Here is a 26407-nt window from a genome sequence, read left to right as displayed (position 1 = left end):
TGGACTCGAGTGTACAAGGAGCGTGGTGACCTACACAGAGGCGCCGCCTATTATCGTCAGGATACACGCGGCCGGCGAGCGACACGCTTTCTGTCTTGATGAGCCTTCCATGGCGCTCCGCACCCAGGCGTTCGAGGCCTGGCAAAGCGCCACGCGCGTTCCGATGCTGGAGTGTCTTGCAGTTTAGGTAAGTTATCCTGACGTATTGCATATTCCGCCGAACAGCGGGCAACAAGTTGACAATACCTGCGCCGAGTCCGATGTCAATGCGATAGGTTCTTCGATTGTACCGGCGACACTTGAAGCGGCCAGCCAGTCCAGAGGAAGTGTGTTATTGCGACTCGATGGCGTCGAGTTGCGCTTGCGCAATCTCGCCCGGGTGTTGGTCGCGATACGCGTCGAACAACTGTGAGCATAACTGAGCAAGTGAAGCGAGGTTCACCGCCTGGTCTGCGTGCTCGACCTCTCCTGCGTTGAGTACGTCATCGAGAATCGGAGCGAGACGGCGCAATTGCCGGAAAGTGGCGTCGTCAAGTTTCATGTTGGACCTCCTGTCGTCGGCCGATAGAGCGCATGCTGAAAGGCCCTGCCCCCAACGGCTTTTGCTACGCCCGACTTGTTTCGCCAGTCAAGCCCGCTGGCCGGGCCGCAAGTAACTTTTTGATTTCTCTGCCTATGAGGGATGCATAACATCCGGGCAGGTCTAGGTAGATCCAGCGCTCGCATTCCAAAGTTCGCTGCTCGCACGCCAAAATGGGGACGGAATACCCAACTGGGCGCCCCTGGGCCTATATGTTCGGGCCCAACGCATTTCTTTGGCGGGCGCATGGCATTTGTGGTGCGGCTCGGACGCGCAAAATGGTTGCTGGACATCATAAAGCATCAGATGTGAGTCTGAATTTCGGTCCGCGTGTCAGTACAGTCACTGCAATGCACAATAAATCTGTGAAACCACGTGAGCATTCGACTGCGATTGCCCGCAACGTATGGGCTGGACCACATCGGACGATGCGGCCGATGCAAAACAGTGCTTGCCGGATGATAGCTAGCATAGTCGCAATTTGTGCAATGCACAAATACATAAGGATTGTCAGCCGCTAGCCGAGGGTTTACGCTGGTCCTACTTCCTCGTGAGACGACTATGGGCACACCTGCTCTTCTGGACCGCTGCGAACTGCTCGCCGCGTGGCATCACCTCATTCCGAAGGCGGAGCTGGCTGGGCGCTACCAGTATGAACTTGACGAACTTGGCGAAGCGATACTGAATCCCTCTCCGTCAGCCAGGCGCCAGATAGTGCTCACAGATGTCTACTGTGACCTAACCGAACACATTGGTCACCTTTGCGCCATGTCGGTGGCCGTTACGACCCCGTCATTTGGCATTAGGGTCCCAGACGTAGTCTGGATGTCGTGCGATAAGTGGGAAGCTTTCGACCGCGACGACCCTGTGCCGTTCGTGCCCGACCTTTGTGTTGAGGTGCTTCTCGATAGCGACAGGGCGAAGGACATTGACCGCAGGGTCGAGAGCTATCTGGAAGGTGGCGCCCGCGAAGTCATTGTCGTCGGCCAGTGCGGACAGGTTGAGTATTGGGGAACCAAGGGCCAGCGGCAAGCTTCAGAATTCGGCATGGCTCTATCGCTTGACCGCATGTATTTCGAGGAAGCGGGCGTGTCCAGATTGCGATAGCCCTGTCACGGCTTCATTTATATATCTTGCCGTATCCACGTCTTCAACATCTGGCGTCGGCATAGCACCCTACGTGACGAAGAGCGAGCCGCGACGAAGCATTGGCTGTGCGACATGCATGGTGGAGCGGACGCAAGGCGAAGGACACGGTGTGCCGGCTAGCGTCGTCGCGCCCGGAACAGGCTTATCGTTTAGGCCTGATTGGTTAGAAGGCGGCAGCAGTGCCACCAGCGAATCTCACGAGCGCTTCGCAAGCTTTAGCATATTGTCCGCCGGCAGCATTCCGGGCAAAGCCTCTACAAATAAATCAGCTTGTAATGCGGCCCCGGCCTGCACGTCATACTGAGCGAAGTCCCGGACACCCGCACCGAGCAGAACCTCGTCGTCGAGGAAAAAATTTCCCGAGCACTCCTTAGCGGGGCGCGTCAGGATAAAGTGGGCCGCGTCAGCGACTATTTCCGGCTTGCGACATGCCGCAACCATGCCCGCGCCGCCAATCTCGTTTCGCACAGCAGCAGTCGCGATGGCAGTTCTGGGCCATAGTGAATTGACTGCGACACCACGGTCCTTGAACTCACCGGCAAGCGCCAGCGTGAACAGGCTCATCGTGTATTTTGCGATGGTGTACGCCGGAAAATCTTTAAACCATTTCGCGTCGCTGACCAATGGCGGTGACAGTGTGAGGATGTGCGGGTTCGATGAATTGAGAAGGTGAGGCAGGCAGGCCTGTGCACACACAAACGTCCCTCTGCCATTGACTCCATGCATCAGGTCATATCGTTTAACAGGTGTGTCAAGTGTGCCAGTGAGTCGAATGGCGCTGGCATTGTTCACGAGTATATCGACGCCACCGAACAGCCCAACGGTCTCGGCAACTGCGGCTTTTACGCGTTCCTCGTCGCGAATGTCCACAACCAGCGGGAGTGCCCTGCCGCCAGCCGCTTCAATAGCGGCAGCCGCCGTATAAATCGTACCCTCGAGACGCGGGTCCGGATCGGCCGTCTTTGCGGCAATGACGACGTTCGCGCCGTCGCGTGCGGCTCTGAGTGCAATCGCAAGTCCGATGCCGCGACTACCACCGGAAATGAATAGTGTCTTGCCAGCAAGGCTCATGGTCGTCTCCTGAATACTTGCCAGAATACGCTTACCAGGGACGCGCGGCGGTGCTACCAGTCAAAACGTTCGGCCTGCAGGCTGGGATGCAAATCAACCATGCGGGAAGCAACGCGTGGGTTTGTCGCCAATCTAACCCGGACACAATGGACAGCGCAAGAGACCGCAGGCCGCGAAATATCTTGACCCCAAGACCGGAGCGACCGGGAGCGGACGTGCTCCGGCGCCTGCGTGGCTAGCTGCAGCCAAAGACCGGACGAGGTTTTCGATTGCCGGCGCTGACGCCGTCTTGCGCTTAAGGCAATCGACGAAGAAATGCGTGAAATGCCTGGTTCAATTGCGGCGAACCTGGAAGCGCGAGCAGCGGGATTTTCGAACCTTGAAATTGTGACGTGTCATGGCGATTGCCATGGCTGGAACACAATGATGAGCGATGCAACTGACGGAGGTCGCGTGGCTTCTTTTTTGATTTTGATGAACCTTCTCAAACTCGGCAGATAGGTGGGGACAAATTCGCGCTTACAATCAATCGGCAAATCTTGTGCGCCCGCCGCAGCCGTTACTGCCATGAAAAGCGCGGCAACCCCAGCTTTGCTTTGATTCCCCGCTTTGATTCAAAATAGTTAGCCGCAAGATTGAGTCACTGTTGAGTCACATTATTTAGCTACATCATGTATCACCATCAATAAGCACATTGATGAGCCGCCAGACATTCAGGAGCTGCGATGAGCCACACTGACGATCCCCGCGACGAACCACCCGCATCCGACCTGCCCCTCGATCCCGTGCGCCGCCGCCTGCTTGCGGCTGGTGTGGGTCTGGCTGGTTTGACCGGCTTGTCGCTGAGCGGCTGTAATCTGTTTGACTCGCGCCCGGCTACCCCGAAGACGGCCGCTGACATCGCGCTCGACCGAACGCTGCAAGCGCGGGTCCGTCATATTGTCGTGATCTACGCGGAAAATCGCAGCTTCAGCAATCTATGGGCTAACTATCCCGGCGTGCAATATCCGCTGGAAGCCGTGCCCGCGTCGCGCTACGTCCAGCTGGATCGCGACGGGCGCACGCCCATGCCTGTCCTGCCGAAAATCTGGGGCGGCCTCGTGCCGCAAGCGCAGGAAGTGGACGGCAAGCGCTACATGATTTCAGAAAAACAGATCGACGGCGTGCCGAACGGACCCTTCCATCTCGTCGACGCACAAGGGCAACCGCTGCCGAACGGCGTCATCACGCGCGACCTCGTGCACCGTTTCTATCAGAACCAGATGCAGATCAACGCGGGCCGCAACAACCAGTTCGCTGCATGGGGCGATTCCGGCGGCCTGGTCATGGGGCATTACCGCAATTCGGCCGACTCGCTGAAGCTCTGGAACATCGCCCGGCAAAACGTGCTGTGCGACAACTTCTTCATGGCTGCATTCGGCGGCTCCTGGCTCAATCATATTTATCTGATTTCGGCACAGGCCCCGTTTTATCCGGATGCGCATAACGGTCCCGCGAAAAAGCTCTTGTCTGTCGTGGACGGGGACGATCCGCTGGGCACGCGCCTGAAACTCGCGGCCGACTCTCCGGCATCGGCACTCGATGGCCCCCCGTCCTTCGTCAACGACGGCGCACTCACAGCCGACGGCTACGCCGTCAACACCATGGCGCCACCCTATCAGCCAAGCAATGTCCGACCGGCGGAAGGCGGTGATCCGGCGCTGGCGGACCCATCGAATTATCGGGTGCTGCCGCCGCAGAGTTACGCAACCATTGGCGACCGGTTATCGGATAAAGGCGTGGACTGGGCGTGGTATAGCGGCGGCTGGAACTATGCGCTCACGCACCTCGACACCGGCATGGTTCCCGATTTCCAGTATCACCATCAGCCATTCAATTACTTCCGCAGCTTTGCTCCCGGCACGCAGGCTCGCACGCAACACCTGCGCGACGCCGGTCTGGGCGACGATCCGTCGACGAACAAATTCATTGCGGATATTGACGCTGGGCGGCTGCCGGCTGTGACGTTCTACAAGCCGCAAGGCAATCTGAACATGCATGCGGGTTACGCCGATGTCGAATCGGGTGACCGCCATCTCGCCAACATCGTCGAGCGGATCCAGCGCGGACCGCAATGGGAAAGCACGGTCGTCATCATCACGCACGACGAGAACGGCGGCTGGTGGGATCACGTGCCGCCGCCCAAAGGGGATCGATGGGGGCCGGGGTCGCGCATTCCGGCCCTGATGATCGCGCCGTTCGCAAAGAAGGGCGTCGTCGACCATACGGTCTACGACACGAACTCCATCCTGCGCTTCATCACGCGCGTCCACGATCTGGTGCCGCTTGATGGCGTCGTCGCGCGGGACCGGGCATTCGCGGCAAATGGTGAAGCGCCGCTGGGGGACATGACGGCTACGCTCGATCTTGGGTGAGCCACGCATGGCAAGCGGCATGTCGCACGCCGCGATTCTCCCATCGAAGGTCGAAGGTCACCGGTCGCCGGTCGAAGGTCGCCGGTCGAAGGTCGAAGGTCGAAGGTCGCTAGTGCAGGTCGGGGTTGAAGGTGTCGAGTCTCAAGCCGCAAATCGTCAATCGCAAGCAGCGAATGGCTAGCGAACACGCGCCGCAGCCACTCCACCGAACGCTGCACCACGACGTCGCACACAACCTACGAAGCGCCCGAGCCGTCCATCCGGCCTGCACGGGCGTCGGCGGCATCGGATGCTTCCTGCCGCCATTCGCGCCGCGAGCGCAGCATCTTGCGCACCGCGAGCCGTGCCATCTTGAGATAGCCAAACGGCCGAGGATCGGCCAGCATGCTAAGCGCACGCGCATAGTCGAGCGTCAGGCCCGGGGTCCAGGCCATCGTGGCCGCGCGCTTGCGGATCTGCGCGGCGACCCACAGCTCCGGCGTGACGATCAGGCGCAGGAACGCGCGCCAACCGGTATCGCGGCCGTGAAAGGTGCCCACCGTCCCTTCGAGCGCTGCTTCCAGCGCCTTGGAAACCGTGCTGGAACAATTCCGGTAGGTCAGGTTATAGGTCTGATCCTGTTGATATTTGTCCCAAAACACCTTCAACCGATCCGGCCGGTAATTGCGAATACGCACGCGGGTCGTGGATTCGCACCAAGCCTTCGATTCCGTCGCGTAGTCCGGCTGGAACGTGCCCGGCACGTTGTTCTCGCGGGTCGCGCGCAAGATGCGTCCGAACTCATCCGGCGCACGATCGATTTCCACCCCCGGATACAGGCTGATGTAAATACCCTCGGGTGATTCAAGCGCCGCATGGCCCGTCGAGATGACGCCGTTGGCATCGACGGCGGCAATGTAGCGGTCCACGATCAGGCGCCGGTTGGCCTGCGCCCGCGCGGACCCGACCGGCGTCCACACATGCACCGTGAGCGCTTTTTCATCGGCGGCGGGAGGGCCGTCCCATTCGAACGGGCTGTCGGCCTCGGTCAACGAGGTGAGCGCCGCGGCCGCAGCGGCCTTCGTTGCAGCGGACTTTTCAGCGAGCGTGGGATCGGCAATGACGTCATCGGAAAGCGTCAGCGCCTTTTCGTTTTCAGGCGGCAAACTTTCCATGCGGCGTACGCGAAACGCGATCCACAGCATGTTCCAGCCGCCAAACGCGAGTCCAAGCCCTATCGCGTAAGGCGCCGTGCCAACGTAATGCGTGGGATACGGTTCAAAGAAAAATACAGCGAGCAGGATTTCAACGATAGCCAACGCCAGCACGATCCTCCATCGGCTATAACGCACCACAACGGCCGACACGCTCTGCAGCAAGCCATCGGCGAGAAAAAGCGTGCCGAAGATCATCGACAGGACGAAGTTGCCGTGATGATTGCCCAACATGATCAGCAGCGCGGCGAGCATGAACGCGCCGCCTTTCACGTAACGTAGCGTGCGCTGGCCGCCCACGCCAATACGCGCTATGGCGAGGGTCGCAATACCTTCGATGAGCAGCAGCCAGGCGAATACATGGATGGGGAAATACAGGACGCCGTCGAGGGCATCGATAAACACCGACACCCCGATCACCAGCCAGATGCCGCCCACCACCGCCAACGTAAGCGAACGGCGGCGCAGATAGTCCACGCCCAGCAGAAACAGCACGAGTTGGATCATGACGTCACCGGTAAGGACGCAACCTCGCCATGATAAAAGCGCTGCCGCGTCACGCCAACGTGAATCGAACGGTTGTACGCTCGGCCCGATTCCTGTCGGTACCGAACCGCCACGCAAACAAACAACAACTCAAGCCGGTTCCACCCAGGCCCGCGCCGCGATTTCCAGCAGGTAACCATAGTGCAGCGCGCCCACGGGAACGACTGCCCGTGCGGGTTTCCAGTCACCGAAATGACGCGCATAGATTTCGTTGAAGGTTTTCCAGTGATCCACGCCAACCAGGTAAACCGTCACTTCGATCACGTCCTTCAAGCCCGCTCCGGCCGCGGCCAGCACGGTGCTGACGTTTTTCAGCGCTTGCTGGGCCTGCTGTTCGAACGGCAAGTCGCCTGTATGCGTGCCGTCGGGGCGCATCGGCAATTGTCCAGACACGCAAACGAGATTACCCGCACGAGTCGCGTGGCTGTAGTGGCCGGCGGGAACCGGAAGACCCGGTGCGTTGATGAGTTCAATGGACATATAAATGTTAAAAAAGTAGAAAACGGAAGCATACGTCTGGCGCACTAGAGCACCAACCTTCCGGCGAGAAAATCGAGGAAAGCTTTCGCCCGTCCCGCCATCGATGCGCTCTGGTAAAACACCGCGCTGATCGGTTGGCGGACGTCGAGCAAAACGGGGTCCATCACGGTTTGCAGGCGTCCACTGGCTACGTCGGCGCTGGTCATGTACGCGGCGAGAGACACGATCCCGCCTCCCGCCAGCGCAAGTTGCCGCATGGTTTCGCCACTCGATGCCGCAACATCCGGCGCGATCCGAAAGCGCGCGCCGTCGTCATCGGTCAATGGCCAGTCGTTCAAACTCTCGGGCGCTGTAAAGCCGATCAGCCGATGCCGCCGCAATTCAGCCACCGTGCGCGGCTCTCCCCGTTCCGCGAGATACGCGGGGCTCGCCAGGACGCGCAGCCGGCTGCTGCCGAGCGAGCGCGCGTGCAGCGTGGAATCCTGCAGCGCGCCGATACGGATCGCGATATCCACACGCTGCTCCATCAAGTCGACAATCCGCTCATTGCTGCTCAGTTCCAGCATGATCTCCGGATACGCCGCGGCGAACGCCTGAACGTGCGGCACGATGCAATGCAGCATGAACGGCGACGCAGCATCCACCCGCAACCGCCCCGCCGGCCGCTGACGTTGGCGGGCGATCGACTCCTCGGCGTCCTCCATTGCAGCGAGGATCGCACGCGCGCGCACGAGGAAAAGCTCGCCTTCGTCGGTGAGTTGCAAGCGGCGGGTAGTCCGCCGCACCAGCGTGGCGTCGAGCTTGTGCTCCAGCCGCGTCAATGCCCGGCTTACGCCGGAAACGGTTTGCTGCAAGGCTTCGGCCGCCGCCGTGATCGAGCCGCTGTCGATCACGGTCACGAACGCCAGCAGTTCCTCAGTCGTCGTTTTCATCGATCCATTGTTGATCTTGAATCAAGATTGATTTGAGACTAACACTGTTTTTGCGAAAGTCGAAGGCGGGGATACTGCATGCATCGACTCAACCCAAAGAACTCACAGGAGAACGGACATGAAGATTTTTATCACTGGCGCGGGCGGTTTTATCGGCGGTTCGATTGCGGCGCGGCTGGTTCGCGACGGCCATCAGGTCAACGGCCTCATCCGCCGCCCGGAACAGGCGGACGAACTCAAGGCATTAGGAATTGAACCCGTGATCGGCAGCCTGGACGACCGGGCGTTGCTGATCGCGCAGGCGAAAGCAGCCGATGGCGTCATCAACGCGGCCAGCAGCGACCATCGCGGCGCGGTCGAAGCGTTGATCGAAGGGCTCGAGGGCTCGAACAAACCGCTGTTGCATACGAGCGGTTCGAGCATTGTCGGCGATGCGTCCGGCGGCGAAGGAACGGACACGATCTACTACGAGGACAAGCTGCCCGAACCGACGGCCGATAAAGCCGCGCGCGTGGCCATCGATAACCTCGTGCTCGACTCCGCCAAACGCGGCGTGCGTGCGTCCGTGCTGTGCAACACGCTGATCTACGGCCACGGCGCCATGACGAACGCGAAAAGCGTGCAGTTGCCGCGTTTGCTGGCTCAGGCGAAAAAGAGCGGCATCGTCCGGCACGTGGGCCCGGGCCGCAATATCTGGTCGAACGTGCATATCGACGATGTCGCCGACCTCTACGCTCGTGCGCTTGAAAAGTCGCCGGCCGGTACGTTCTATTTCGTCGAAAGCGGCGAAGCCGTTTTCCGCGATATGACAACGGCGATGGCTAAAGTCCTCGGTCTCGGCGCGCCGCAAGACTGGCCGCTCGAGGAAGCCAAGAAGGAATGGGGCTACGAAATGGCGTCGTACGGGCTGGGATCGAATAGCCGGGTGCGTGGCAAGCACGCGCGGGAACTGCTGGGCTGGGAACCGAAGCGGACATCGGTGACCGACTGGATCAGCAACGAGATGATGCAGACGAGCTGACCCGGATGCTCTGTCGGCTAGCAGGCTAGCCGACATGTTCACGCCGCGCGGACGGGGCTTAACCCTCCCCGCGCAGCGGCTCTAAAGCAACCCGTGCAAAAACCAGCCTCACTTCAACGCAAGCACAAACTCCTCGATCGCGCCCGCCGGCATGCCCGACTGCACAGCGGCGTGACGGATCTGCTGCCACGTGGTGGGATCGATGGGAATGCCGTTCGCGTTCAGATCGGCACGGCGCGCCTGCTCCGGCTCGCCCGGCACCATGATCTTGTCGGTACCGGCCGCGAGCGGCGACGCCTTCACCCACTCGACGAACGCATCGGCTTCGGCCTGCGCGTTGGGGGCGTCGAAGGCATTCGGGTCCACGATCACCGACGTCATGCAATTGATGATCGCGTTGGTCGTGCCCAGCGTGTCCGCATGCGTGGTGAAACCGCCCGACAGCGCGCCGCCGAAAATCTCGCACATGGCGGCGAGGCCATAGCCTTTGTGCGCGCCCATCGCCGTCAGCGAACCGAACGGTGCTTCGTGCATGACCTTCGGTTCGATGGTCGGCACGCCCGCGTGGTCGATCAGGTAACCCGGGGCGACCTTCACGCCCTTGTTATAGGCCACGCGCGTCTTGCCGTAGGCAATCCCCGCCGTCGCAAAGTCGAGCACGAGCGGCGTGTCGCCTTCGCGCGGAAACGCGGCGCAGAACGGGTTCGTGCCGAAGCGCCGGTCGATACCGCCAAACGGCGCAACCAGCGGGTCCCCCGCCACATTGACGAAGTGAAACGACACCAGACCGGCGGCCGCGCACTGCTCGGCCCAATGCCCGATCCGTCCAATGTGATGCGCATTGCGCAAGCCGACCGCGCACACGCCGAGCTTTTTCGCGCGCTCGATGCCATGCTCCATCGCTTCATACGCCACGACCTGGCCGAACCCCTTGCGACCGTCGATAGTCAGCACCGCGCCGACATCGCGTACAACTTCAGCGTGCGTGTTGAGCTGCAACTCGTTGTCCGCGAGCGACGCCATATAACGCGGAATCATGCCGACGCCGTGCGAATCGTGACCCGAGAGATTTGCCATCACCAGATGATCGGCGACAAGTAGCGCTTCACGCGGCGTACTGCCGGCGTGGGTCCATATCGCGCTGACAAAAGCGTGCAAGGTGTCCGGGGCGATGCGCGATTCGCGCGTGGTTTCAGTGCTCATGCGACTGCGTCTCCTGAATATAAGAACAACCGCGCTCCGAGTTAGCCGGCGCGTCGATTCATCACCATACCGTTCAAATCAAAACGGCGCGCAAAAGCTGCGCGCCGTCTGAAAGTCAAGGCCGGTCCTACGCCATCAAGGCGTCGCCGCGATCACCTCTGCAACCGTCGCCGTGAGTTTCTTCGCGAACGGCACATGCAGGAATTCATTCGGTCCGTGCGCGTTGGACCTCGGTCCCAACACGCCGCATACCATGAACTGCGAACGCGGAAAACCTTCCTGCAACGTGTTCATCAACGGAATGGTACCGCCTTGACCCAAGAACGCGACATCCGCGCCGAAGTGCCGGCGCGAGGCGTCGTTCAGCGCATCACCCAGCCATGTCGATAGTTCGGGCGCGCTCCAGCCGGTCGCCTCACCCCGCTCGGGCTTGAACGTGACCTTCGCGTTATAGGGCGGATCGGCTTCGAGCATCAACTTGAGCTCCGCAAGCGCCTTCGTGGCTTCGACCAGCGGCGGCAGGCGCAGCGACAACTTGAACGCGGTGCGCGGGCGCAGCACGTTGCCTGCATTGATCAGCGACGGCAACCCTTCCGCCCCCGTCACCGCCAGCGACGGCCGCCAAGTGGAGTCGAGCAGCGCTTCACGCGGGTCCGTTGTGACAGGCAGTACCGTGCCGCCATTCTGGCCGCAGGTCCACGGGAGCTTTTTCCACACGTCTTCGCCGAGAATGCGTGCCGTTGCTTCCGCTTCGCTTAAGCGGCGCGACGGGATATCGCAATGAAAACCCTTCGGCAGCAGGTTCCCCGTGCTCGAATCTTCCAGCCGCTCCAGCAGCTGGCGCATGATCCGGAACGTGGACGGCGCAATGCCGCCGTTCGTGCCCGAGTGAATGCCTTCGTCGAGCACCTGGACTTCCAGGTCGCCCGCCACCAGACCGCGCAGCGACGTTGTCAGCCAGAGCTGATCGTAGTTACCCGCACCGGAGTCGAGGCAGATCACGAGGCTCACGTTGCCGAGCCGGTCACGCAGCGCATCAATGTACGGCAGCAAGTCATAACTGCCCGATTCTTCACACGTTTCGATGATGCCGACACAGCGCGGCCGTTCGATGCCTTGCGCATCGAGCGCGGCAATCGCGCTGATCGATGAGTACGTGGCGTAACCGTCGTCCGCGCCGCCGCGTCCGTAGAGCTTGCCGTCTTCGTATTTGGGCGACCAGGGTCCGAGATCACGACGCCAGCCGTCGAACTCGGGCTGTTTGTCGAGATGGCCATAGAGGACGATGGTGTCGCTGCTGTTCGAGCGCGTAGCCGGTGCTTCGAAAAAGATGACGGGCGTGCGATTGGGCAAGCGGATGATCTCCACTTTCAGGCCGCGAACGGGTTGCCGTTCGGCCCATTGCGCAGCGTCCGTAATGACACGTTCGATGAATCCGTTGCGCGCCCAGTCGAGGTCGAACATCGGGCTTTTGGCGGGCACCGCGATGTAATCGGTAAGCGCGGGGAGAATTTCGTCATCCCATTTGCGGTCGATGAATTGGCGCAATGCATCACGGTCGATGCGCTGTATTTCTTGAGTAAGATCGTCTGAGATCATGACGGGCGTCCCGGCCGTAAAAATGTCCATGATAGCCGTGTTTAGCGGCAACTCGAATACACAGCGTCTCATTTGTGACGCGTCGGGCGTGCATCTTTTCGCCTTTGGCAGCAAGTGCTTAAGCCATTTCGCAAGCTCGAAATACGTCATGCAGGTGCGGAACGTACGCGGCGCTTGAACGGCGGAAAAAGCGCTATCTGCAACGTCCCGGTATGCTTGTGGCCCGATCAAAATCAGGAGCCTCAATATGTCCGTTTCAATGTATCGCGCGACCGTTCCAGTTTTCATCCGCAGCCTCGACGTGCTCGCTTCCCTGCTCGATAAAGCCGCCGCACACGCGAAAGAAAAGGGCTTGAGCGACACCGATGTAACGAGCGCACGGCTGGCCGACGACATGCTGCCATTCGCGGCTCAAATTCAGCGCGCGAGCGATACATCGAAGGCATCGGCGCAACGTCTGTCCGGCGTCGCCGCGCCCAGTTTCGAGGATACGGAAACGACCTTCGCTGAACTGCGGGAGCGCATCGTGAAGACGACGGCTTATCTGAAAGGTATCGATGCCGGGACGTTCGAAGGCGCAGATACGCGTGTGGTGACCATCAAGCAGAAGGACTTCGAGCTAAAATTCAGCGGCGCAGAGTATTTGTTCCAGTTCGGGCTTCCGAACTTCTATTTCCATATTGTCACGGCTTACGACATCCTCCGGCACCTCGGCGTGCCGGTGGGAAAGATGGACTTCATCGGGCCGCTCCAGCAGGCGTAATCCTCTCGCGACGGACGCTGAAAGACAACCGCCGCCAGCTTTCAGGTCCGCGCGGCGATCTGCTTCTGCCAGCTAGTCAGGATGCGTCGAGCGAGTTCGTTGTAATCGCCGCCGAAGTGGTGATCCCCGGTGGTTTTCACCACTTCTATCCCAGTCTGCGTCAGCGCGGGACACAGCGTATCTTTCTCGGCCGTGCCGTAGATGCACTGCACCATCGACGGCGGCAGTTTCGCGAGTTCGGGCCGCACTTGCAACGCATCCTTGCTCGCCGGCATGCCAAGCCAGCCCGTGACGCGAATCTGGAAATCGGCGTCGGGCGCAAAGCCCATCAACGATACAAACGATACCTTCGCGCGCACCGATTCCGGCAGGCGGTTATAGGCGAACGGCATCACGTCCGCGCCGAACGAATAACCGATCAGCGCAACGTGCTCCGAGTGCCAGCGCGCACTGTAAGCCTGGATCACGCGAGCAAGATCGTGGCTTGTCTGCTCGGGCGTCTTCGCGCTCCAGAAATAACGCAAGCTGTCGATACCGATCACCGACACCCCATCCTTCTGCAACGACTCCCCGACGGTTTTGTCGAGATCGCGCCAGCCGCCATCGCCGGAAATAACGATCGCAAGCAAGTTCGTCGGGCGCGAGGCGGGCAGTTCTATGAGCGGCAAATCCGATACGTCTTCGTCGCGGAGTTGCTCTGCCTTCAGGTGCGGCGCGGCGAGCGCGAGCAGCGCATCGGCTTGGGAGCCACTGGCGGGCTGCGTGGTTTTATCGAAGAAACCAGGCAGGCCCTTCGCGTGCGTGATGGTCGGATCGGGCGGGCACAGGTTGAAACGCGCGTCCAGTTCGGCATCGGGATTCAGTGCGAGTGCGCCCGCGACCGTATTGTCCGGCGCCTGGGCAAGGATTTTCGTGGCCAGCACGCCGCCCTGGCCCGTGCCGATCAGGATGGGCGCGAAATAACGGCTTGATTGCACTTCGCGTTCAAGTTGATGGCTCACTGACTCGGCATCGCCGACGAGTTTGTGGCACGTTTCATTCAGCAAGGGCAATTTCGCCGCGTAGCGCGCCGTGTCCACGCCAACTACCATTGCGCCGTGTTTGGCCAACGTATCGGCGGTCTGGGTGTCGGCAGGGGTCCAGTTTTTATCGGAGAAAAGCACAACGAAGCCGCGCATCGGGCCGGCGGGTTTCGTGAACGTCACGTCACCATAGCGACCGCCGGGCAAAGTGCCCGCACGGGCCATCGAAATCGACAACACAGACAACAGAGCAACAACTGCGAACTTCCTGAAAAATGTCATGAACGCCAGCCTCCCGCCAGCAACGAGAGATCTGCGAGCGTGAAAAACACGCCGACCGAGCCGGATGCCGCCAGATAACGCGGTTCCCAACGCGGCTGGAACTTGCTCTTGAAACCGCGCAAGCCCCGGAAATTATAGAAACGTCCGCCAAATCGCCAGACCAATCCAGCCAGCCGATGCCACGGCGAAGCAAGCGGTGTCGGCTGCATGCCGGACAAAGGCGCGATGCCCAGGCTCAAGGTCTGGAACCCGGCCTGCTTCAAATGCAGCGCGAGCTTGGTGAACAGGTATTCCATTGCGTACGGCGACGCGTCCGGCTGATGCCGCATCACGCCGACCGTGGCTTCGGTGTTCAGGTCGGTCGTCATGAATGTGACGAACGCCACCGGCTGGCCAGCCTGGCGCACCAGCAACACGGACTGCGCGGCGAGGTAATCGTCGGTGAAGGCCGCGACCGAAAAACTCTTTTCGCGCGCCTCGCGGCTTCCAAGCCATGCGTCGGAAATCTCGCGCAGGACTGGCATGCATTCGGGAACACGCGGGGAATCGATGACTTCCACGTCGAAACCGTCGCGTTCGCCGCGCTTGAGCGCATAGCGCAAATGGGCGCGGTGCGAGCCCTTGAGGTCGAAATCGTCCAGCACGATGTGCGCCTCTTCGCCGAGTTTCATCAGCGTGAGACCGGCATCGAGGTAAAGCGGCAGCGCGTCGGCGCGAACCTGGTAGAACGCGGCGCGGCCGCTGTGCGCGTGCGCCATTTCCACGAACCGGCGGATCAGTTCCGCCCATTCACGGCGCGGCCCGACCGGGTCATGCAACGCCGCCCAGGTGCGCCCGTGTTTCGCGTACATCAGGAACGCCTCGCGCGAGGTCGAGAACAGGAAACTCTTGTCGCCCATCATGGCGAGGCCGGCGTCGCTGCGCTCCTGCGCGCGGAAGATGCGCGCGGCATCGAGCAGATCCTGAGGCGCGGGTTTCTCGAACCGGCCGGCGGCCGGACGCAGCAACTGCCACACGGCGAACAGCGCAGCGGACAAGCCGGCCGCAAGCGTCGCGCGCAACGCGCGCGGCGCGCGTTCGTCGAAGGCGAATTGCCACCAGAGATCGCGGCTGTAATTGACATCGCGAAAAGCGAACATCATGATCCAGACCGCCAGCCCGATCACGATCGCGACCGACACCAGCCAGCTCGCCGTGAACCGTTCAGCCAGCAGCGACGAGCGCCGGCTAAAGCGGTCGCGGGTGGCGAGCAACAACACGATCAGCAGTGCGAGCACACCCGTTTCGACAAACGCCAGCCCCTTCGCCATCGACAGCGCCAGGTTGGCCACCGCGAGCGTGATGGCGAGCCACCATGCGGCGTCGAGTCGGCGCAGCAAACCGCGCGCAACGAACAGCAGAACTACGCCCAGCACGCTTCCGAGCAGTTGCGAGCTTTCGAGCACCCACAGCGGCAGCACGGCTTGCAGCACCGCGATGCGTTTGCCGAACGCGGGCGTGGCGCCTGAGATCACGAGCATGCCGCCGACCACGAAGGTCACCACGCTCAGGAAGACGGGCGCGAGCTGCGACACATTCGATGGATTCAGAAACGCGAAGCGCCCCTTGAGCGCCCGGCCTTCGAACGCCGCCAGCACGAACGCGGCCGCGATCAGCGGCAGGCCGAAATAGATCGCGCGATACGCCAGCAGCGCCGCCAGCATCTCGGGCGTTTTCACGCTGCCGCCGAGCGCGAATACCATCGCAGCCTCGAATACGCCGACGCCCCCCGGCGTGTGGCCGATCATGCCGAGCAGCATCGCGGCAGAAAACACCGTCAAGAATTCGCCGAAGCCCACCTGGGCGTGCGGCAGCACGGCCCACAGCGCAAGCGCGGCAGCCGATACGTCGAGCGCGGCAAGCAGGAGTTGCCCAACCAGGTCGCGCCGCGCCGGAATGGTGACGGCGAGCCAGCGCCAGCGCGTTTGCAGGGTTCGGGGGACGGCGCGGCACAGCACGATCATCACCGCGAACCCGATCAGGACCGCGCCGCCGCTGACGCGCAGGATATCCGGCGATGCGTGCAGCATGACGGCCAGGGTGTCGGCGGCGCAGACCATGCCGATCGCCGTCATCAACGCCAGCGCGAGCGCGAGCGTCACGCTCGTGAACACCGTCAGGCGGCCCACCTGCGCGGGCGTGACGCCCGCGACGCCATACACGCGGCAGCGCACGGCGCCGCCGGTCAGCGCGCCGAAACCGGTCGCGTTGCCGAGCGCGGAGGCGACCGTTGCCCCGACCCACAGCACGGAACGGGGCACTTTGGTGTCGAGGTAGCGCAGGCCGACGGCGTCACGCCCAACCAGCGCCGCGTAGCTCAGCACGGTGGCGGCAAGCGCCCCGGCCCACGCCTCGAAGCGAAGCGCGCGTAATTGATGAACGACCGTTTTATAGTCGACAGCGTGCGACAGATGCTCGAACACCATCAACAGCAACGCGCACACAATCAGCGCGAGAACTGGCGCGGTAAAACGCTGCAACCGCCACGCTTTCGGCAGGCGAAGCAGCGATTCCAACGAAAAGACTGAACTGACACTATTTCTGCGAGACATGCGGATTACCGGACTTGCTCCAACGCCTTTCAGCCTTGCGGCTTGTTGGCGTTTTGTTGGTTTTTGGTTCTGGCGGCCAAATGCCGGACCGTTGCGTGTCTATCCGGCGCTCATTCAGATTTCAAAAAGCTGAATAGAACGTTACGGTTAGCAACGGCTGTATAACGGCCTAGGTTGACGGGACTTAAGAAAAGTGTGGGAGTCTATGCCGTTCGGACGAGTCCGGGAGCGGTTTTGAGCCCGTTCCGGCCGTTTTCTTCACACCTGATCGGGCGAGCGGTTAGCATCTTGGCTCGGATGCCCGCATTCGGGTGCCGCATTCATCATCGATAAAAGGTTCTACCGTATGAAAACGCCACGCCTCGCCGCCGCTCTGACCGTCTCGCTCTCCGTCGCCGTCTTCGCCTTGAGCGCTTGCGTGACTCAGTACGATCAGTTGATCAAGACGGTGCCGGTCGGCTCGGGAACGTCGCAATTCAAGACGCTGCCGTTTGTGGCCTGCGTAAAGGCAAAATGGGCCACGCGGCCTCTGAAGATCGGCGAATACTCGCCGAACGCGGACGGCGCCGTGATCACCGTACACGGCGCGAACGGGCAAACCATCTTGCTGATTGACGCGGAACCGTCGGCGAACGGCACGGGATATACGATTTACGGCGATACCATCAGGGCGGCGACCTACGTGGCTGACGCCCACAAATGCGACTAAACGACGCGGCACACGATCAGCTCGCGCCGCCCTTGAGATCGGTGTAAGCCCGGTGCGTACCCACGATGCGCCCGATCAGATAACCATCCGACGCACACGCATTCACACGCTGGGCGCCGTTCCACACGATTTTGTACTGCTCGTCCTGCAAACGGATAGCTGACGGATCGAACTGGGGTTGCGGCGCCCCGGCGGTCTTGCCGCCTTCACGTGCCTGTTCCATCTCGAGGCGATTCCAGGTGTAGGCATAACCGTACTGGACACCGTCGGCGAAGGCGTCGAGATCGCACACCTGCTTGGGCGGCGTAATGGAGACTTCGGTCCGGTAGCCACTGGGACCGCCGACTTCAATGCGTTGTGGGGCGGGAGCGCCGGTGGAATCGACCTGCGCGGAACGTCTCGTGGGAAGTTGCGGTTTGGCGACGGCCACCGGAACGGCGCTCGACGCTGGCAGCGCGCTGCCGGCGCTGCCGTCAGTAGGCAGCGGCGCGCAGGCGCCAAGAACTAGAATCGATGCGGCGAGGGAAACGCCTAAAACCTTCAAATGGGTGCTGAAAATCACGCTTTTGCTGTCCGTCTCAAAATAAACCGAGCACTACCTTAACATTTTGAGACGGACGTGTAGATTGTGCCGCTTTTTGGAAACGGGACTCGGACGGAAAAAACGGGGGCGTGCCGGCGCTGAAATACGTCGCGGCCACGGTTTCGCACAAGAAAAAGGCCGCTTGCGCAATGCAAAGCGGCCTTCTTTGAAACAACCCGGTCATCGCTACCCAACTCCGACGATCAAGCCCCCTCCTCCAGCACCAGCAAATTCTCATGCGAGAACCCGAGCGCCACGGGTTGCCCGCGCTCCGGCAAGCGCCGATTCGGGTCGTTGAATATATCGAGGGAAATCACGGACTGATCCACGCGTGTCCTGATCCGCACTACGGCACCGAGGAAATTGACCTCCTCGACCGTCGCCGCAAGTGTATTACGCCCGTTGGCCGGCGCTTCCAGCACGATGGCCTCGGGCCTGACCGCGAGCATCCGCTGTTTGCCGGTATCGGCGGAACTGAGCGCGTGCGAGGTCCGCAATTCCTGGCCCCCGACCACGATCTTTCCGCTCGCCGGATCCACCACCTGTCCCGACAGCAGATTCAACGTTCCGACAAACGACGCCACGAAGCGCGTACGCGGAAAGTTATAGATCTCCGAGGGCGTGCCGATCTGCTCTACGCGCCCTTCGTTCATCACCACGATCCGGTCGGAAATCGACAGCGCTTCTTCCTGGTCGTGCGTCACGAAAATCGAGGTAATGCCGAGCTCACGCTGCAAGTTGCGAATGTCCTCGCGCAGGGAGACGCGAATCTTCGCATCGAGAGCGGAGAGCGGTTCGTCGAGCAGCAGCACCTGCGGTTTGTTGGCAAGCGCCCGCGCAAGCGCCACCCGTTGCTGCTGACCACCTGACATCTGCCACGGGTACCGGTCGGCCAGGTGAGGCAGCTTGATCAGCTCGAGCATTTCCTTCACCCGCGCCTTGATCTCCGTCTGCGGGCGCCCCATCACCTTCAGCCCGAAGCCGATGTTGTCCGCCACCGTCATGTTCGGAAACAGCGCATACGACTGGAACACCATGCCGACCTTGCGTTGGCGCGTGCGCACGTGGGTGACGTCGCGCCCGCCGAGCTTGATCGTGCCGCGCGTAGGCGTTTCGAAGCCGGCGATCATTCGCAGCACCGTCGTCTTGCCGCAACCCGACGGCCCGAGGAAGGTGATGAATTCGCCACGCTCGATTTGCATATCGAACTGATGCAGCACGGTGTTCGTGCCGAACGTCTTGGAGAGGTTTTCGATCTCGAGAAGTGCCATGACAAGCCTGCCCTTTAAATTTTTTGTCCGGCGAGAGCGCGCGCCGAGCCGAAGACCTGAATAAGCCCCATCGAGGCCCACGTAATGGCGAACGCGATGATCGCGAGCGCCGAAGGTTCATACGCCCGGTTCGCGCCGATCAACTGCAGATACGGCCCGAACGCCGGACGGTTGAGCAGGCTGGCCAGCGTGAATTCGCCGATCACCACCGCGAACGTCAGGAACGCGCCCGACAAGATCCCGGAACGCACGTTCGGAAAGATGATCTTGAAGAGAATGGTCGGCCAGTTCGCCCCCAGGCACTCGGCGGCTTCGGTGAGCGAGCGGACATCGACGGCGCGCAAGCCCGCATCCACCGAGCGGTACATATAGGGCAAACACAACGTGACATAGCCACAGATCAACAGGAAGTCAGTCGCGCGCTCGTTGCCGGTGAGCGGCAGGAACGAACTGCTGTTGTAGATATGCAGATAGCCGAACACGATCACGATGGCCGGGATCACCAGCGGCAGCAGCGTGATGAACTCGATCAGCGGACGCAGCTTCGGCAAGCGCAACTGCACCCAGTAGGCGGTCGGCACAACCAGCAGCACCCCAAGCACGATGGCGAACACGCCCATCATGATGGAGTAGCCGAACGACGCCTGGAAATGCGGATCGGCGAGCACGACACGGTAGGCGTCGAAGCTGTATTCGCCGCGACGCATCTTCAGGCTGAAATCCACGGTTGCCGCCAGCGGCAGCAGGAAGTACAGCGCGCCGATGACCATCGCGATCCACGCGCCCGCGCGCGTCTGGGCCCGGACCTTGTTATCAGGAACCGGAGTTGGAGTGACTGTGGTGACGGTGCTCATCGACGGCCCCTTTCAGCGCGTGAGCGCAACCAGATATAACCGCCGTTGGACAAGCCGGTGACGAGCACCATGCCGAGCGCGAGCGCATAACCAAGATTTTCGTTGTGCAGCACATCGCCGCGAATCTGCGCGTACAGCACGATCGGGACGATGTTGAGCGAACTGCCCGTGAGCGCATAGGCCGTTGCCACAGCGCCGAACGCATTGGCGAACAGCAGCAGCGTGGCGCCGAGCACGCTCGGCCAGAGAACAGGCAGCGCGACGAACATCCAGTAGTGGTAAGCGCTTCCGCCCAGACAATCGCACGCCTCACGCCATTCGCGCTTGAGACCGTCGAGCGCCGGCGTGATGATGAGAACCATCAGCGGAATCTGGAAGTACAGGTAGGTCAGCGTCAGCCCCGTGAAGCTCAGCACGCTGAAGCCCGTGGAATACAGGTTGATGCCGACATACTTCTTCAGCAGCACCGTGACGAGGCCGACGCGCCCGAGCGTGCAGATGAACGCGAACGCGAGCGGCACGCCCGCGAAGTTCGACGCGACGCCGGAGAACGTCATCAGGGTCGGGCGAATCCACACAGGCAGCTTGCCCTGCACGGCGGCCCAGGCCAGCAGCAGTCCGAGCACGCCGCCGCCCAGTGCCGATGCCGCGCTGACCTTGAAGCTGATCCAGTACGCGTCGAGCACGCTGGGCTGCAGCAACTGGCGGAAATTTTCAAGCGTGAAATTGCCCTGCGCGTCCTGGAACGCGCCGACCATCAGCCATGCGGTGGGCAGCAGCAGGAACAAGACCGCAAACGCGAAAAACGGTAAGACGCCGAGATAATTCCACGCGGGCGACACGCGTCGCGCCGCCTTCATGCCGGGGCCGAGCGAAGGGTTCGACTTCCCCTCGCGCTCCTCATGTCCGGACATGGGCGTGGCGATCTTCGATGAAGTGCTCATGATGTCGCTCTTGACTGACAGGCCGCGCTGGGGACCAGGCACAAAGCGCGAGCCGGAAGAGTAGCCGGACATCGAGTCCGGCTACCCGTGCACTACGTTACTGCATGCGACTACTGCATACGGCGCGTTTCAAGCAGTTACTTCACGTTGGCGCCGACTACCTGATCCCACTGCTTCGTGATGAGCGCCTTCGAAGCGTTTTGCTCGTCGAGCGTCGGGAACACCACGTTCTTGTAGGCCGACGGCGGCGGCAACTTGGCGAGCAGCGCTGCCGGGATCTTCTTGTTCGCTTCGAGGTCCTTGAAGCGGATCGGATGGCAGTAGCCCGTGAGCCAGCCAATCTGGCCTTCGTCCGAATACAGGTATTCCATCCACAGCTTGGCCGCGTTCGGATGCGGAGCGTAAGCACTGATGCCCTGTACGTAGACGCCGGCCACCACGCCCGTCTTCGGCACGACCACCGCCACCTTCGGATTGCCCTTCAGCGTATCGCGATCCGCCAGCGCGTTGTAGTCCCAGCGCACGACGATCGGCGTGGTGCCTTGCGCCAGTGACGCTGCCTTCCCGATCACCGGCACGAAGTTGCCGTTCTTGTTCAGCGTGCCGAAATAGCTCAGGCCCGCAGCGCCGGCCTTCGACGCATCGCCCTTGCTTTGCGACAACCCGGCCGCGTACACAGCCTGGATGGCCTGGTTAGCCGAGCGCGGGTCGCCCGCGAGTGCAACGGCATTCTTATAGTCGGACTTGAGCAGGTCGGGCCAGTCGGCCGGGACCTTGTCGATCATGTCGGTGTTCACTTCAAACGACAGCACGCCGTAGTAATCACCGTACCAATAGCCGTCCTTCTCCTTGGCCGAGTCGGGAATCGACGACCACGTCGACACCTTGTAAGGCTGCAGCAAGCCGGCGGCCTGTGCCGTCGGTCCAAACGACAAACCGACGTCGATCACGTCCGGCGCCTGCGGTCCGGTGTTGCCCTTGTTTGCCTTGATGGCTTCGACTTCGTCACCCGAACCAGCGTCCGGATTCAGTTCGTTCACCGTGATACCGTACTTCGCCTTGAAGCCTTCGATCAGCGCGCCATAACCGCACCAGTCGTGCGGCAAGGCGATCGTGGTCAGCTGGCCTTCCTTCTTCGCAGCATCGATAAGGGACGCCGGCGGCGCCGCCACAGCCTGCCCCGCCACCGCGGTCAGCGCAGCGATCGCTGCTGTAATGGACGCACGGCCGCCCAAGCGGCGAAATGTCGAATTCACTCGCAACCCGTCTTGATTCATGGTGATTCCATCCTCTGCCTGCGTGCTTACGTTTTTGGAAAGTTGCGTGCTGCGTACTTGCTGCATTGTCCGGAACTTGTTTTTTAATGCGCACTCACATTCGGCGCGCACGCGACTCTGGCGGCCAAATGTTTAAGAACGATGACGACGGTGAAAAAGACAGCAATCCAGGACTACTTTCAGGCACTGCGGACGGTCCAAGGGAACTATCTGCGAGTGTGACGGAGAGACTAAGTTCAAATACCCAAATTCGCAAGTATCCAAAAAAATGCAACATCAGCGGCGCCGGTTCTTGTTAATCTTTCAGCTGGAATTTCCGGTAACACGTGGCGCTTGGCAGCTTCGCTTGGAAGCTTCGATTGGCAGCCTATTAATATTGGCGACACACGGACGACACATAGTCCGTTCACAAGACTTGAGGCTGCCGAACTGGATCGGCAGCCACGCGGCTTTGCTTCGCCGTCTACTCGGCGTCTACTCGTTTTCACTAATACTCACTCGACTTCAACGCTCAGGAATACAGCATGTGGCAGGAAGATCGTCATCAGAGAATTCGCGCGCTGCTCGCCACGCTTGAACGCGTGTCGACCGAACGCATCATGGCCGAGCTCGGCGTGTCGCGTGAGACGGTCCGGCGCGATCTGGTGGATCTGGAAGCACTGGGTGAATTGCGGCGGGTGCATGGCGGCGTGACGCGCCCGGCTGACGAAGCGCCGATCGCCGAGCGCAGCCATACGCACGTCAAGTCGAAGAACGCCATTGCGCGGGCCGCTACGGCGCTCGTCAGCAGTGGACAAACCTTGTTCATCGATGCCGGCACGACCACCGCCATCCTGGCCGAAGAACTCGCCAAGCTGGCCAACCTGACCATCATCACGAACTCCATCGACGTCGCCCAGAAGATGCGCTCGAGCGGCGAAAAGACCGATTCGAGCAACGAGATCATCCTGCTCGGCGGCTCGATCAGCGACCGTGCATTCGCCACGGTGGGCGGCACGACCGTCGCCGAGATTCTCAGGTACCGCGCCGACGTGGCCTTGCTCTCGCCGGTCGCCATCGACCACCGGCATGGTGCGACGAACTTCGATCACGCTGAAACCGAGGTGGCCCGCGCGATGGTCGCGCACGCCGACCGGGTGGTGATCCTCGCCGACTACAGCAAGATCGGGCAGTGCAGCAGGATTGCGTTCTGCCCGATCAATCGCGTGGATACGCTGATCACCAACAAGAAAGGCGCCGAAGGTCCGGCGCTGCTGTCATTGCGCAAGAAGCTGCCGCAAGTGATTCTCGCCTAGCGTTTAAACGCTGTCGTTACCGTAGGTCGCATCGAGCACACGGCGGCGCAGCCGTGTGTCGCGCAGTGCGCCGGCTGCGTCGAGCACCGGGTAGGCCGTCGAGCAGAACAGCGAGTTGAGGCGCTTGAGGTCGCTGATGATGTCCAGATGCAACGCACTGGTCTCGATGCTGCGCGCGCTTTGCCCCGCCAGCCGGTCCAGGTGCGCGTATGAATAACTGCGCTCGAGATCGCGGAACCGCTCCTTCTCTGCCAGCAAGCGCTCGGCGCTGCGCAAGTCGCTGTTGAGAAATACGCTCAGGCCGAGTTGCAAGGTCAGGATCACGCGTGAATGCAGGTCCTCCAGCTCGCCCAGACCCTCGGGCGAAAACGCCAGCCGGTGCGTAATCTTTTTCTCCAGAATATTGGTCACCACGCGCTCGATGATGTCCCCCGCGTGCTCCAGGTTGATCGTCAACGTAATGATGTCGGTCCAGCGACGGCTGTCCGCCTCGTCAAGTTGCTCGCGGGAGATGCGCGCCAGATAGGTTTTTACAGCTGCATAGAGCTGATCGACATCGTCGTCCATGCGGATGGTCGAGCGTGCCTTGACCGGGTCGTTGGCCCGCATCAGGTCGAGCAGGTTGTCGAGCATCGTGCGGATGATGTCGCCGATCCGCAGCGCTTCGCGCGCGGCATTCGCCAGCGCGAGCGTGGGTGTGGAGAGCGCGACCGGGTCAAGATACAGCGGCCGCAGTTCCGGGTTTGCTTCGGGCCGGTCCGGCAGCAGCCGGTAACACAGGCGCGAAACCGGATCGATCAGCGGCATGCATGCGACACAGCGCACCATGTTGTAGACGAGATGGAATGTGATCACTGCCTCGCGCGGATACGGGATCAATGCGCCGATTCCCTGCGCGATCCATGGGGCGAACGGCAGCACGATCAACGCGCCGGCCAGCTTGAACAGCACATTGCCGAGCGCAAGACGCCGGCCAGCGGGGTTTTGTCCCAGCGTGCCGATCACCGCAAGCAGCCCGCTGCCCAGGTTTGCACCAATCACGAGGCACACGGCCACCTTCAGCGAAATCACGCCCGATGACGCCAGCGTCGCAGTCAGCAGGACTGCAGCAAGACTGGAGTAGGAAATCATGGCGAAGCCCGCGCCTACCAGCGTGTCGAGCATGGAATCGCCCGTCAGCGCGCCGAACATGACTTTCACGCCTTCGCCCTGCATCACGGGCTGAGCAGCTTCCACAATCAGATGCAGCGCCAGCAGGATCAGCCCCAGCCCGATGACCGTGCGCCCCACCTGGCCCGTGCGGGTCTGCTTGAATGACAGGAACGCGATCACGCCGCCAAGCAACAGGATGGGCGACAGCCACGAGAGATCGAGCGTGAGCACGCGTGACATCAGCGCCGTGCCAACGTCGGCGCCGAGCATGATGGCCAGTCCCGGCGCGAGCGGCAGCAGGCCTTGCGCCGCGAAAGACGAAGCCAGCACCGCCGTCGCGTTGCTGCTCTGGACCAGGCTCGTTACGCATAGGCCCGCGCCGAACGCCCGGAAACGGCTGTTCGCACTGCGTCCGAGCACGCGCCGCAACTCCGCGCCGAAGACCCGCAGGATGCCGGTCCGGACAATATGCGTGCCCCACACCAGCAGCGCCACGCCCGACAAAATATTCAAGAGAATCAACATGAGGCTGCGTCCGTTGTTCGTTCCGACTGTACTGCCTGAATGTACTTCGATACGCGCAATGATGCCACGCAAATGAGTTGTACAATTTTGCTTTGTTGTAGTTTTGGGTATTTAACGCTACGATCGAATCGTGTCGGGCGAGCTGCGCCGGACGGCGGTCTGGCGCGTTTTTTTGTCTGCTTTTTATCTACTTTTTACCCGTTTTTTACCGTTATTCAAGGGCTATACGGATGAGTCGTACTCTTGCGCTGTTCGATCTGGATCACACCTTGCTGCCGCTGGATAGCGATCAGTCGTGGGCACGCTTCTACGCCACGCTGGGTTTTGAGGGCAGTGCCGGCCATGCGGAGGAGATCGACGCCTACTATCAGCAATACGTCGCCGGTACGCTCGACATGGACGAGTATCTGGGCCTGACACTCGCGCCGCTCGCCCGTCATCCGCGAGCACAACTTGATGCGTGGCATGCGAGCTTCATGAGGACGGTGATCGAACCGGCCATCCGCCCTGAAGCGCTTGCGCTGCTGCGCCGTCATCTTGACGCGGGGCATTTGTGCTGCATCGTTACCGCGACCAATGTGTTCATCACCGCGCCGATTGCGAAGGCGCTTGGCGTTGAGCATTTGCTGGCGATCGACCTGGGCACTGAAGGCGATGATCCGTTTGGGCGTTACACGGGTCGCTCGGTGGGGGTGGTGACTTTCCGTGAAGGCAAGATTGTTCGCACCGAGCAATGGTTGGCTTCACGGGGATTGAAACTGGCGGATTTCGAAGCGAGCTATTTCTATAGCGATTCCATCAATGATGTACCGTTGATGGAGCGTGTTACTCATCCGGTTGCAACGAACCCCGATGCGAAATTGCGGGTGATTGCAGCCGAGCGCAAGTGGCCGGTCGTTGAGTTGTTCGCATAAGGGGGCGGGGGTCGTTCGCACTTGGGGTTGGACTGGG

The 26407-nt window shown here is 61.2% G+C and carries 22 protein-coding genes; 7 read left to right on the top strand and 15 right to left on the bottom strand.

Translation table 11 applies throughout. The features are described from left to right. Window positions 1–331: 331 nt before the first annotated feature. Complete coding sequence (locus tag FH08_RS0143900) at window positions 332–541, bottom strand: hypothetical protein (RefSeq protein ID WP_031364452.1); 210 nt, start codon at window positions 539–541, stop codon at window positions 332–334. A 600-nt stretch (window positions 542–1141) separates the two neighbouring features. Here FH08_RS0143900 and FH08_RS0143895 point away from each other — a divergent pair. Beyond that, window positions 1142–1687, top strand: a complete 546-nt coding sequence (locus FH08_RS0143895) for a Uma2 family endonuclease (protein WP_031364451.1) — start codon at window positions 1142–1144, stop codon at window positions 1685–1687. 237 nt (window positions 1688–1924) lie between these two features. Here FH08_RS0143895 and FH08_RS0143890 read toward each other — a convergent pair whose 3' ends face one another. Beyond that, on the bottom strand, window positions 1925–2800 hold the full coding sequence (locus tag FH08_RS0143890; RefSeq protein ID WP_031364450.1) for an SDR family oxidoreductase: 876 nt from the start codon (window positions 2798–2800) through the stop codon (window positions 1925–1927). A 725-nt stretch (window positions 2801–3525) separates the two neighbouring features. Here FH08_RS0143890 and FH08_RS0143880 point away from each other — a divergent pair. Then, window positions 3526–5214: an acid phosphatase gene (locus FH08_RS0143880; protein ID WP_031364448.1), complete on the top strand. Its 1689-nt coding sequence runs from the start codon at window positions 3526–3528 to the stop codon at window positions 5212–5214. Between the two features lie 236 nt (window positions 5215–5450). On the opposite strand, the gene FH08_RS0143870 is transcribed toward FH08_RS0143880, so the two are convergent. The 3 genes from FH08_RS0143870 to FH08_RS0143860 all read right to left on the bottom strand — a co-directional run bounded on the left by FH08_RS0143870 (window position 5451) and on the right by FH08_RS0143860 (window position 8365). Next, complete coding sequence (locus tag FH08_RS0143870; RefSeq protein ID WP_031364447.1) at window positions 5451–6914, bottom strand: HdeD family acid-resistance protein; 1464 nt, start codon at window positions 6912–6914, stop codon at window positions 5451–5453. A gap of 129 nt (window positions 6915–7043) precedes the next feature. Beyond that, a complete protein-coding gene (locus FH08_RS0143865) occupies window positions 7044–7433 on the bottom strand; it encodes a RidA family protein (protein WP_031364446.1) in 390 nt (129 codons plus the stop codon). A gap of 44 nt (window positions 7434–7477) precedes the next feature. Further along, the gene (locus tag FH08_RS0143860; RefSeq protein ID WP_031364445.1) at window positions 7478–8365 is read right to left on the bottom strand and encodes a LysR family transcriptional regulator; all 888 of its coding nucleotides are present in this window, start codon (window positions 8363–8365) and stop codon (window positions 7478–7480) included. Window positions 8366–8483: 118 nt separating this feature from the next. Between FH08_RS0143860 and FH08_RS0143855 the strand changes: the two genes are divergently transcribed. Beyond that, window positions 8484–9386, top strand: coding sequence for an NAD-dependent epimerase/dehydratase family protein (locus FH08_RS0143855; RefSeq protein WP_031364444.1), 903 nt, complete (start codon window positions 8484–8486; stop codon window positions 9384–9386). Between the two features lie 108 nt (window positions 9387–9494). Here FH08_RS0143855 and FH08_RS0143850 read toward each other — a convergent pair whose 3' ends face one another. Further along, window positions 9495–10589: a malate/lactate/ureidoglycolate dehydrogenase gene (locus FH08_RS0143850; protein WP_031364443.1), complete on the bottom strand. Its 1095-nt coding sequence runs from the start codon at window positions 10587–10589 to the stop codon at window positions 9495–9497. Window positions 10590–10724: 135 nt separating this feature from the next. Further along, on the bottom strand, window positions 10725–12188 hold the full coding sequence (locus tag FH08_RS0143845; RefSeq protein WP_031364442.1) for a M20 family metallopeptidase: 1464 nt from the start codon (window positions 12186–12188) through the stop codon (window positions 10725–10727). 247 nt (window positions 12189–12435) lie between these two features. Here FH08_RS0143845 and FH08_RS0143840 point away from each other — a divergent pair, with 247 nt between their 5' ends. Further along, the gene (locus FH08_RS0143840; RefSeq protein WP_031364441.1) at window positions 12436–12951 is read left to right on the top strand and encodes a DUF1993 domain-containing protein; all 516 of its coding nucleotides are present in this window, start codon (window positions 12436–12438) and stop codon (window positions 12949–12951) included. Between the two features lie 41 nt (window positions 12952–12992). Here FH08_RS0143840 and FH08_RS0143835 read toward each other — a convergent pair whose 3' ends face one another. Further along, on the bottom strand, window positions 12993–14264 hold the full coding sequence (locus FH08_RS0143835) for a virulence factor family protein (RefSeq protein ID WP_419178057.1): 1272 nt from the start codon (window positions 14262–14264) through the stop codon (window positions 12993–12995). Further along, on the bottom strand, window positions 14252–16846 hold the full coding sequence (mprF, locus tag FH08_RS0143830) for a bifunctional lysylphosphatidylglycerol flippase/synthetase MprF (RefSeq protein ID WP_051888985.1): 2595 nt from the start codon (window positions 16844–16846) through the stop codon (window positions 14252–14254). Before mprF ends, FH08_RS0143835 begins: the two co-directional genes overlap by 13 nt. Before the next feature lie 346 nt (window positions 16847–17192). On the opposite strand from mprF, the gene FH08_RS0143825 reads away from it, so the two are divergent. After that, on the top strand, window positions 17193–17555 hold the full coding sequence (locus FH08_RS0143825) for a hypothetical protein (protein WP_152603071.1): 363 nt from the start codon (window positions 17193–17195) through the stop codon (window positions 17553–17555). 16 nt (window positions 17556–17571) lie between these two features. On the opposite strand, the gene FH08_RS0143820 is transcribed toward FH08_RS0143825, so the two are convergent. From FH08_RS0143820 to FH08_RS0143800, 5 genes are all read right to left on the bottom strand, one after another. Beyond that, on the bottom strand, window positions 17572–18117 hold the full coding sequence (locus tag FH08_RS0143820; RefSeq protein ID WP_031364437.1) for a hypothetical protein: 546 nt from the start codon (window positions 18115–18117) through the stop codon (window positions 17572–17574). Between the two features lie 224 nt (window positions 18118–18341). Further along, on the bottom strand, window positions 18342–19409 hold the full coding sequence (locus FH08_RS0143815) for an ABC transporter ATP-binding protein (RefSeq protein WP_031364436.1): 1068 nt from the start codon (window positions 19407–19409) through the stop codon (window positions 18342–18344). Window positions 19410–19423: 14 nt separating this feature from the next. Continuing rightward, window positions 19424–20263, bottom strand: a complete 840-nt coding sequence (locus FH08_RS0143810) for an ABC transporter permease (protein WP_051888984.1) — start codon at window positions 20261–20263, stop codon at window positions 19424–19426. Further along, complete coding sequence (locus tag FH08_RS0143805) at window positions 20260–21123, bottom strand: ABC transporter permease (protein WP_235210692.1); 864 nt, start codon at window positions 21121–21123, stop codon at window positions 20260–20262. Before FH08_RS0143805 ends, FH08_RS0143810 begins: the two co-directional genes overlap by 4 nt. Before the next feature lie 221 nt (window positions 21124–21344). Further along, window positions 21345–22484 (bottom strand): ABC transporter substrate-binding protein, encoded by a 1140-nt coding sequence (locus FH08_RS0143800; RefSeq protein ID WP_035568830.1) that lies wholly within the window; start codon window positions 22482–22484, stop codon window positions 21345–21347. A gap of 524 nt (window positions 22485–23008) precedes the next feature. Between FH08_RS0143800 and FH08_RS0143795 the strand changes: the two genes are divergently transcribed. Then, a complete protein-coding gene (locus tag FH08_RS0143795; RefSeq protein ID WP_031364432.1) occupies window positions 23009–23779 on the top strand; it encodes a DeoR/GlpR family DNA-binding transcription regulator in 771 nt (256 codons plus the stop codon). Between the two features lie 3 nt (window positions 23780–23782). Here the strand turns inward: FH08_RS0143795 and FH08_RS0143790 are convergent, their stop codons facing one another. After that, the gene (locus FH08_RS0143790; protein WP_031364431.1) at window positions 23783–25456 is read right to left on the bottom strand and encodes a Na/Pi cotransporter family protein; all 1674 of its coding nucleotides are present in this window, start codon (window positions 25454–25456) and stop codon (window positions 23783–23785) included. A gap of 230 nt (window positions 25457–25686) precedes the next feature. On the opposite strand from FH08_RS0143790, the gene FH08_RS0143785 reads away from it, so the two are divergent. Further along, complete coding sequence (locus tag FH08_RS0143785) at window positions 25687–26370, top strand: HAD family hydrolase (protein WP_031364430.1); 684 nt, start codon at window positions 25687–25689, stop codon at window positions 26368–26370. The last annotated feature ends 37 nt before the right edge of the window (window positions 26371–26407 follow it).

Origin of the sequence: Caballeronia sordidicola (assembly GCF_000729995.1) — a bacterium.
Classification (GTDB): domain Bacteria; phylum Pseudomonadota; class Gammaproteobacteria; order Burkholderiales; family Burkholderiaceae; genus Caballeronia; species Caballeronia sordidicola_A.
Note: the sequence above shows the minus strand (reverse complement) of the source record. Positions and strands in the feature narration are given on the sequence as shown.